Source organism: Cellulophaga sp. RHA19, assembly GCF_002813425.1.
Taxonomy (GTDB): domain Bacteria; phylum Bacteroidota; class Bacteroidia; order Flavobacteriales; family Flavobacteriaceae; genus Cellulophaga.
On record NZ_PHUL01000001.1, the window covers coordinates 3,924,959 to 3,934,755 of the forward strand.

The window sequence follows — 9,797 nt, forward strand, 5'->3', positions numbered from 1 at the left end:
GCCCACAGTGCGATAGCACGAGGACTTACAACAAAAGCCCGCCCCACCTTAAGTGGGGAACGCCCTTATAATTTTAAAATTAGCTATTTATTTGTGCTAAAATTGTTGGATCTTGTATTTTGTTGTCTTCTGACAAAAGTTTCATTTTAGAAATAATTTCTGCCGATTTTGGATCATCGTCTACAAAGGGTAAAAACATACGTCCTCTGTGCTGACTGTGTACAGGAATTATAGATAATTGTAAGCCATTTTTACTTACTTGTCCGCTTCCTAAATGTATGCTATACTCACCCAAAGTACCTGCTACCAATATGTGGCGCTCTTTAACTGTAATGTTTTTAAGTTTAAAGAGCTGTGCAGACTCGGTTGCTAATGCAGCACGCATTTGCATAGTGCTGTGACTAGCTTCTGGATCTACACCACCAACGTGAGCAACACTTACCACAAGGTCTATGTCTCTCATAATTTCGCTAAAAACCACCGGTGGCACATCTTTTAAAGGAATTGGCTTGTAATTTTCTAATGAGTAAAATACTATGTGCTCTAAAGTTGGAGCCTCTATATCTGCTGGCGAAAACCAATCTGCCATAGCATACATTGTTGCCATAAAACCTTTTTTATGATACACTTTTTGCAATCCGTCTTCATGGCTAACCGTCCAACCACGACCACGTAATAATGCCACGGTTTTTTGTGGCTGAATTTGGTGTCCTTGGTAACGTTCTGATTTTGACCCAAGCTCTAGCTCGTCTTTAGTAACCAAGTACAACTCTCTAAATACTTGTTTAAATGGCTGTACCAAACGCTCTGCAAAAAGGTGTTTTTGGTACAAATCCCACTGTACGGCTTTGTATAGGTGAGATGGATGTGCAATTACCAAGACATCATCTTCTTTTAAAATATGCTTTTTACCTTCTGTATCTGTTAATACTCCGTCTGCATAAAAACCAGAGATTTGCTTATCTGGAGCAAACAATACCAATTTGCTAAGCATAACTTTTACAATTGGGTGTTGCATTATTTTGTGTATCTCTGCTGCGGTAAACTCGTCTTCATTTACCATTGCATTTTCTAGAGACAAACGAGTTCTACTATATTGTTTAGACAAGTAAGACTTGCCTTCTTTTAAGGCCAATACTTGTTTGTCTTTTTTATACTTGGCAGGTATAGATTTTTGTTTTTTATTACCTTTAGTGACTAGAATATCTGTTTTACCATTGTCTGTAATTACTAGTTCTATAACGGCATCATCAAACTTTAAAACAGCATTTTCCATTATTGCTAAAGTTGCTTTACTTTCCATAGCCCAACTAAAGCGTACGCGGTCTTGAAAACCTGCGTTTCTAGACAGGTTATCTAAAGCAATTTCTACAGCATTTTTCTCACTCTCTTGACGTTGCGCTCCAAATTGCTTGCTTTCTTTTAAAAACTTTTGCAATAGGTTGTATCGTTTTAATAAGTCTTTCTCTGGAATAGTTTTACTTAACGGAATTAAACCTAAAGCCCTAACATAGTCTTTATCTCTTTTCTCTGTAATTTTTTTTAAGGTTTCTGTAATTTTAACCTCACCAAGCATTACACTAGAGTATAGTTTTACTTGTCTGTGCCCATTGCCGTCTGTAATATATTTGGCAGCTTCGTGTAATATTTTCCAATTGGCTTTGCCTATACTTTTATACACTTTATTAAACCAGTCTATATCTATTGCACCAATTGCAAAGTCGGACTTTGGAATGTTAGAATATCTAGAAATTATAGTTTCTTTTTCACTACTCATATAATCTGATGCATGTGCCTGAAACCACCATACAGCATCTTCTAATTTTTCTAGTCCAAGATACTCACCAACAAAACCAGCCCATTGCGTTGCATAACAAGCAAGTTCTACTAATCTTTTCTTTGGAATTTTAGCTTCATCTGCAAGTGCTACAAAGTCTGCATAAGTTTCTGTATCTTTTAATGCACTCTTTTTTAAGATAGAACTAAAGGTAGATTTTTTTGTGTCTCCATAATAGCTGTAACCACGCTCAAAAGTATCTTTACCCATACGCTGTAACACCTTAAAAACATAGTCTACACCTTCTATTTTTGATAGACTAGAAATATAACCTGTGGCATCTGTAGCTAAATCTCCACGCTCTAACTCTGTAGAAAGTATGTTTGTTTTTAATGCATTTAAAACTCCAAACGGAACCAAGTCTACATCTAAATTACCATTACGTATTCTGTAGTTTTGAGCACCATCTAAAATAGACATTAACTCATGAGAGTTTAGTGCCTGAAAAAGTAAATCGTCTTTAGTAATTAGTTTTTTTTGATACAAAACCAATGAAATATCTAAAAGCGGTAACTGTAATCCTCTATTGGTATTTCTTTTTTCTGTAATGTCTTCAATGCTTGTTATTACTTTTGGATACCCTATATATTGTGCTGCCAAATACATTTTTATATCCCAATATTTTTTTAGTTGCTCTAAATCTCCAAACTTTATAAGTTCTTGTTCGTTTATTACAACTACTAAACCATTAATAACATCTACCCAATCATAATTATTATACCTGTAACCTTCGCCATAAGTAAACTTCTCTTTTTTTAGCTTCTCTGGAAAGTTTGCAATAGCATCTTCCCAAACACTTAATTTAAAACTTAACACGGCAGGCCTATCTGCAAAAGCCCTAAATAAGCGTCTTAAAATTTTAGTATATCTGGCGTTTGTACTGTAATAACTACGGTCTGCAGGGTCTAACTTTATGCCTTCTAAGTTAGGAGTGTATTGCTTTACATAATCTTCAAGCTTTTTGTAATTGCCATAAGGAGCAGTAAACGTATTTATGTAGTTTATTGCAGCATACATCTCAAAATCGTTTAATTTACTTTCATTGTACCATTTTATCCAAACATCTGCCAAAGGTATATTATGCAAATGCTCCTCTGCAGACATCTCTTCTCTAAATTTTTTAATTTCGTGAATGGTATTAGCTAATAAAGCTGTGGTTGTACTACCATCATAAGCCTCTAACTTATATTCATAATTTCTATGCTCATAAACTAATGCTATTAAATTATTTATGGCACCAACTGTTTTACGTTCATCTATAAAATTGCTAAACTTAAATTTTGCTGTAGAAATACCCAGTTTATCAAAAAAACTTTTGCTGTTATTAAACTTAACTTCTGGTGTGTAAAGTGGTGACAAATTAGTGTAATCTACTGCTCCAAAACCATTACTATATGTAAATCCAATTTTAGTTTTAGAAAACTTATCTAAAAATACACTTTCGTTTTTAGTAAATTTTGGTCGCTCTTTATACAAGTTAATTTGTTCTTCTACAAATTCTGGATATTGCTCTTCTTCCTCTATTAAGGTTAGTATCTCTAAAGCTGCCAAACGCTTGTCTACTGCTTTAGCTGTTATTAAATTTTGCGTACTATTTTTAAAAACATCCTCTGGTTGCTTAATTAAAAGTTTTATTAAGCCAGAACGTAAAGTTTTGTTTTTACGACCAAATAAATCTTCCACTACATCTAAGTCTTCTTGAAATAATGGCATATGATGAAAAACGGTTAAACCGGTAGACATTACAGACTCGTTCCTATCTTTAATAGCTTGGTGCGCCAATTGTCTGCGCCAAGCATCTTTAGATAAAATAAGCATTCCTGGTTTTTTACTTCCATAATTGTACCCAAAAGAATAAGTGTAATGCTCTGGAAATACTTTTCTAATGTAACTTTCTCTAACTTCTGATGGTAACTTTGCTATGTCATTAGACAGCAAAAGCAATTGCTCTTCTGAAGCATGTTTAATTATAAAATTGTAAAAATAATTTGGTGTAACTGTAAAATTTAGCCAAGAGAAAACCATTCCTTCATACACTTTACCATCTTTTGGTAAGCTAGCTGCAATTTTTTCTAGACGACTAAAAAGATCATTATCTATTTCTAAAACTGGCAAATTAATAGTTAACCAATAATCTAATGCAGGATTATTACCTAGTTCTTTTTTATAGTAATCAACAATGCTATTCTGAGTACGTTGTGTTTGACTAACAAAATACAGACACAGTATTTTTTTCTCTAAACTATCTGTTTTATAAACCAGCTCTAATGCTTTTTGGTTGGCAGCATCTACATTAATTAAACCTATAGCCCAAAGGCCAACATAAATTTCTAAATTATCATTACTGGTTAAACAGTCATCAATATTATTTAAATCTAAAATATGATCTCTACTTAACTCTAAAACTCTTTTTATTGTAGATTTTTTAGGAGCTTCCCAACCAAAACCAAACCAAGTGTCTACTGCTCTAACTACACTACTAAAACGAGTTAAATCGTTCTCTAAAATTACATTCATCATATATTTTAAAGCTCCTAAACTAGTAGTATCAATAGACTCTAAAATAGTTTGCCTTAACCCTTCTTGGCGCTGCGCTGCCAATAATAATTTAGCTACTAACTCCCAATACTCCTCTTTTTTAGTAAGTAGTAAACCTTTTATTATATCTCTACTTATACCTCCAATTTCATCTTCGGCCTGTATAATATCTTTTACAACCTCATCTACCAACTCACCTTTAAACTCCAATACAACAGCAAAAAAGTAACTGTATCTATTATCAAAATACGTAGAGTACTGAAACTGTTCTTTTAGTGACAGATAACCAAAACCACTACGATTAGCATATAACAAACGTTTAAAATATTCTAATTTATTATATAGATGATCTGTGTTTGGCTTTGTTCTAAAAGCTCTACGGCTATACCCATTTTGGTAAGGCAAAGCATTAAACATACTCCATAACACTGGTAAAAAAGGAGATTGTATATCTCCAAACAAAAAAGATCCTAAACGAATACCTTCTTCTGTTGCCCAAGGATTTACCGTAGTTTCATCATCAAAAACATTAGAAAAAATAGTTACAGTCTCGTGCCTTTGACGTGGGTTAAGCACATCTGCCACTATCATACCCAGCACTTGGTACGGATATGAAAACTGCTCAAAATCTGCGTCTGTTAACTCTTCTTTTTTATACTTTTTAATATACGCTTGTGCTTTTTCAAATGGAATCATATGGGTTTTATTCTTTTCTAAATTGAGGCTTTGTTTACTATGGTTTAAATATAAACTAAGTCTTTATATTCTTATTTTGTTTGATCTTAAAACTTTTGCAAATTATTAAGACTACAAACATTATTTATCCCTGAATTTTGGGATTTATCTACTACTGTAAATTGTGTTCAACCTATTCAACATAACCAAACTTTCAATAATTACTGAAAGTTTAAAATATTTAATATATATTTGTAATGAATTTAAGTTTTTAAAAGATGAACTACACAGAAGCTAAATCAAAATTTATAAATACTTGGGGCAGCTTAGGTACGCTGTGGGGAATTAACAAAGCAATGGCTCAAATACAGTCGCTCTTATTTATTTCTACTGATGCCCTTTCTATGGAAGAAATTATGGATGAATTACAGATTTCTAGAGGTAACACAAGTATGAATTTAAGACAACTTATAGACTGGGGTATTGTGAGTAAAGAGTTTAAAGCTGGTGAACGTAAAGAATATTTTACAACTGAAAAAGATGTGCAAGAATTGGCACGTATAATTGCAAAAGAACGTAGCCGAAGAGAGTTACAACCAACCATAAAAGTTTTAAATGAAATTAGCAATATAGCACCAGATGGCACTAAAGAAACTGATGAGTTTATTAAACAAACAAAGGCAATGTGCGAGTTAACAGAGACTGCAGATAGTCTTTTAAATAAAATGGCTAATCAACAGCAAAATTGGATAACAAAATCTATTTTAAAAATATTTAGTTAACCCAGCAATGCAAAAAAACATCTTAAATAAAATAGTAACAATTGCTATTGGGCTTATTTGGCTTGCCAACGGCTTATTGTGTAAAGTGCTAAACTTAGTTCCAAGGCACATGCAAATTGTAAGTCGCATTTTAGGAGAAGATTTTGCAAAACCGCTAACTATTAGCATTGGAGTATTAGAAATTTTTATGGCAGGTTGGATTGTTAGTGGTTATAAATCTAGAGTAAACTCCATACTACAAATACTAATAATAGGTGTAATGAATATTATAGAATTTACTCTAGTGCCAGATTTATTACTCTGGGGCAAATACAATATAGTTTTTGCTTTTCTCTTAATTTGTGTGATATTCTATAATGAATTTTACTTAAAAAAAACGAACTAGTATGGTAGCATCTTTTAAAAATCATCCGTTTGCGGTTGAAGCGTTTTTTACAAACTCTACCGTACTTACTTTTGCTATTCCTAAAGAAGAATTGGCACATAAAATACCTAAGCACTTACAGCTAGACACCTTTAAAGACAAATGGGCTTTTGTAGCTGTTGCAATGGTACAAACAAAAGATTTGAGACCTAAAGGTTTGCCTAAATTTATGGGTAATAACTTTTTTTTAATTGGCTATAGAATATTTGTTACTTACACTAATAAGGCCGGTAAACGCTTAAGAGGATTATACATTTTAAAGTCTGAAACCAATAAAAAGAAAATGCAGTTTATGGGTAATATTTTTACGCATTACAACTACACTACAACAGACATTACAATAAAAAAAGAACAAAAAAACACACAAATAACCTCTTTAAAATCAAACTTTAAAATTAATTATAGCAATAATTTAAACGATATTAACCTGCCAAAAAACTCACCCTTTAGCACTTACAAAGAGGCACGCAGGTTTGCAGGACCATTACCATTTACCTTTACGTACAATAAAGAAAAAAATAGCATTTTAGTTATTGAAGGTGTCCGACAAAATTGGAAACCTTCTCCTATACATATTAATGAATATCACTTTAATTTTTTAAAAGAAGCCGGATTTAAAAATCCAATTTTAGCAAATGCTTTTCTAATTACTAATATTCCGTATTACTGGAAAAAAGGAAAACTAGAATTATGGTAACAAAACGCAAGAAATTTCAAGGAGTACGTAACATATTAAGCTTTAACAGGCATTTTTATATTTTAGGTTTACTAGTACTAGTTATTCTAATAACTGCTATACTACTATTAAAACTACCTGCTATTATATTGTGGGTTACAGTTAGTGTATTTGTTTATGGTTTAGTAACTCCGCTTCTAGTTTCTGCATACGTTTACGATTTTTCAGGTTATTACAATTTTAAATGGCTACAAACACACATAAATAAAAGTAGCAGCATAAAAAAAATTGTAAATATTAATGCTGGTTTTGATGAAACAAGTTTTATCCTTAAAAAAAACTTTCCTACATCAGACATTAAAGTATTCGATTTTTATAATAAAAAACAGCACACAGAACCTGCCATAGTACGCGCACGTAAGGTAAGTTTAACATATCCAAATACACAGCAAATAACAACAAGCAAAATTCCGCTTAAAGACCAAAGTATAGACCTTGTATTTTTATTATCGGCAGCACACGAAATTAGATGCAATAAAGAAAAAGAAGTGTTTTTAACTGAGTGTAAAAGGATATGTAAGCCAGAGGGAAAAATTATAATGGTAGAGCACCTAAGAGACGTACCTAATTTTTTAGCCTTTTCTATTGGTTTTACTCATTTTTTTAGTAAAAAAACTTGGCAAAATGCGTTTAAAAATGCTGGCTTATCTAAAATTAAAGAAGTGAAATTTACACCGTTTATGACGGTTTTTAACTATAGCAAATAAAGAATTATGCAAATTCACTTACATATTATAGGCATATTATTAATGGTTCTTGCTTTGGCACACATCTTTTTTCCTAAATACTTTAACTGGAGAACAGAGCTACAACCATTGGCGTTAATAAACAGGCAAATGATGACTACACACACTTTTTTTATTGCATTAACAGTCTTCTTAATGGGTTTGCTATGTGTTACATCTGCAACAGAATTAATAAAAACAACCTTAGGAAATAAACTAGTATTAGGGCTTGCTGTATTCTGGTCAATACGTTTATTTTTTCAGTTTTTTGTGTATTCTAAAAACTTATGGAAAGGCAAAAAATTTGAGACCACAATACACATTATATTCTCTGGATTTTGGGTATATTTATCTACTATATTTTTTATAATATATTTTAACAACTAAATAGTATGAGCAAACTAGTTATTGCAGGAGGAACGGGTTTTTTAGGAAATAAATTAATAGATTTTTATACTAGTAAATACAATGAAATAGTTGTTTTAACTCGTGGAAAGTCTCGCAAAAAAGAAAATATAAGTTACGTAAACTGGGATGCTAAAACAATTAACAAATGGCATACTAGTTTAAACAATGCAGATGTATTAATAAATTTAACTGGTAAATCTGTAGACTGTAGATTCACAAAAGAAAACAAAGCCCTTATTTTAAATTCTAGAACAGAATCTACTACCGCTTTAGCAATGCCATAAATTTGGTAGCCAATCCACCAAAAGTGTGGTTAAATGCATCTTCTGCTGCTATATCTCATCCTAACAAAGAAGAAAACGGAGAAGATTTTATGCTGTACGTTGGCTTAGAATGGGAAAAAGCTTTTAACGCTATAAAAAATCCCAACACAAGAAAAGTTGCTCTACGTATTTCTTTAGTTTTTGGTAAAGAAGGCGGAGCATTAATTCCTTTAAAAAAAATAACCAAACTTGGTTTAGGAGGTAAACAAGGAAGTGGCAAACAAATGGTTAGCTGGGTACACACTAAAGATTTTGTTGCAACAACTAATTACGCCATAGAAAACCAAGCTATTACTGGTCCAATAGTTGTTGCCGCACCAGATGCAATATCTAACACAAAACTTATGAGTACTATTAGGCAAACATTAAACGTACCTTTTGGCTTACCTGCTTTTTCATGGATGCTAAAAATTGGCGGATTTATAATTGGCACAGAACCTAGCCTAATTTTAAATAGCATGAAAGTTTACCCAGAAAAGTTAGAGAAGAATGGTTATGAGTTTAGATTTGATACGTTAAAATCTGCCCTAAAAGATATTTTAAAATAAACTTACTTTTTAGCAGTATTTTTTTTCTTTTAACAGCATCGTAAACCACCTTCTAAATTTATAGCGTTATAACCTAACTCTGTTAATTTAGCTGCTGCTTTAGCGCTTTCTTCCTCCACTTTTACAGTAAACGTAAATAGTTTTTGTTTTTGGTATACTATCAAAATAACTTACAAAAGAATCGTTAAGTACATTTACATTTTTAGAATTTTCTAAATGACCCAAACCGTACTCTTCAGAAGTACGTACATCTACTAACAACGCATTTTTTAATATCATTCTGTGAAAATTCTGTGATATGTTTTGACTTACTTTGTGAACAAGCCGTAATTACCAATGCAAAAAAAAGTACGCTAAAAAAAGATTTCAATAAAAAAGATTGTTTTGGTCAAAATTAAACATTTTAATTAAAATCCCCTACATTTGAAAAATCACAAGAACTAATGCACCACCTTAATCCTAACACTTGGGTAGATAACTACGCAGATTATTTATTTAATTATGCAGTAGCTAGAGTAAGCGATTCTGAAATTGCTAAAGACCTAGTACAAGAAACTTTTTTTGCAGGTCTAAAATCTGCAAAAAATTACAAAGGTGATGCTGCTGAACGCACTTGGCTTTTGCCATTTTTAAAACGAAAAGTGATAGACCACTACCGTAAAATAAACTCTAACAAAGGTAAAGCAGAGGTTAGAATGTCTTACAACTCTAACATAGACTCAGACGGAGACTGGTTAGAAGAACAAGTAGCAGACCCCTTTAGTAAGCTAGAGAATAGTGACTTAGAAAATGAAAATTAGG

Annotated in this window: 9 protein-coding genes and 1 pseudogene; 8 read left to right on the forward strand and 2 right to left on the reverse strand. The window is 32.1% G+C overall.

Annotation, left to right across the window (positions count from 1 at the left end):
* Positions 1-79: 79 nt before the first annotated feature.
* On the reverse strand, positions 80-5,071 hold the full coding sequence (locus AX016_RS17115) for a DUF4132 domain-containing protein (protein WP_100896769.1): 4,992 nt from the start codon (positions 5,069-5,071) through the stop codon (positions 80-82).
* Positions 5,072-5,328: 257 nt separating this feature from the next.
* Between AX016_RS17115 and AX016_RS17120 the strand changes: the two genes are divergently transcribed.
* The 7 genes from AX016_RS17120 to AX016_RS17145 are packed head-to-tail and all read left to right on the forward strand — an operon-like array spanning position 5,329 to position 8,996.
* Entirely contained in the window at positions 5,329-5,832 is a 504-nt protein-coding gene (locus AX016_RS17120; RefSeq protein ID WP_100896770.1) for a GbsR/MarR family transcriptional regulator, read from the forward strand.
* A 7-nt stretch (positions 5,833-5,839) separates the two neighbouring features.
* Positions 5,840-6,217, forward strand: a complete 378-nt coding sequence (locus tag AX016_RS17125) for a DoxX-like family protein (protein WP_100893640.1) — start codon at positions 5,840-5,842, stop codon at positions 6,215-6,217.
* Position 6,218: 1 nt separating this feature from the next.
* Positions 6,219-6,953 (forward strand): DUF2071 domain-containing protein, encoded by a 735-nt coding sequence (locus AX016_RS17130; protein ID WP_100893641.1) that lies wholly within the window; start codon positions 6,219-6,221, stop codon positions 6,951-6,953.
* A complete protein-coding gene (locus tag AX016_RS17135) occupies positions 6,947-7,699 on the forward strand; it encodes a methyltransferase domain-containing protein (protein WP_100893642.1) in 753 nt (250 codons plus the stop codon). Before AX016_RS17130 ends, AX016_RS17135 begins: the two co-directional genes overlap by 7 nt.
* 6 nt (positions 7,700-7,705) lie before the next feature.
* Positions 7,706-8,104, forward strand: a complete 399-nt coding sequence (locus AX016_RS17140; RefSeq protein WP_100893643.1) for a hypothetical protein — start codon at positions 7,706-7,708, stop codon at positions 8,102-8,104.
* A gap of 5 nt (positions 8,105-8,109) precedes the next feature.
* Positions 8,110-8,409, forward strand: a complete 300-nt coding sequence (locus AX016_RS17450; RefSeq protein ID WP_330400384.1) for an NAD-dependent epimerase/dehydratase family protein — start codon at positions 8,110-8,112, stop codon at positions 8,407-8,409.
* Between the two features lie 2 nt (positions 8,410-8,411).
* Positions 8,412-8,996 carry a DUF1731 domain-containing protein gene (locus AX016_RS17145; protein ID WP_330400385.1) on the forward strand — a complete coding sequence of 195 codons (585 nt, stop codon included), beginning with the start codon at positions 8,412-8,414 and terminating at the stop codon, positions 8,994-8,996.
* A gap of 99 nt (positions 8,997-9,095) precedes the next feature.
* On the opposite strand, the gene AX016_RS17375 is transcribed toward AX016_RS17145, so the two are convergent.
* A complete protein-coding gene (locus AX016_RS17375; protein WP_232732651.1) occupies positions 9,096-9,275 on the reverse strand; it encodes a rhodanese-like domain-containing protein in 180 nt (59 codons plus the stop codon).
* Between the two features lie 164 nt (positions 9,276-9,439).
* Between AX016_RS17375 and AX016_RS17155 the strand changes: the two are divergent.
* Positions 9,440-9,787, forward strand: a pseudogene (locus tag AX016_RS17155) (RNA polymerase sigma factor); the annotation flags it as partial.
* Between the last annotated feature and the right edge of the window lie 10 nt (positions 9,788-9,797).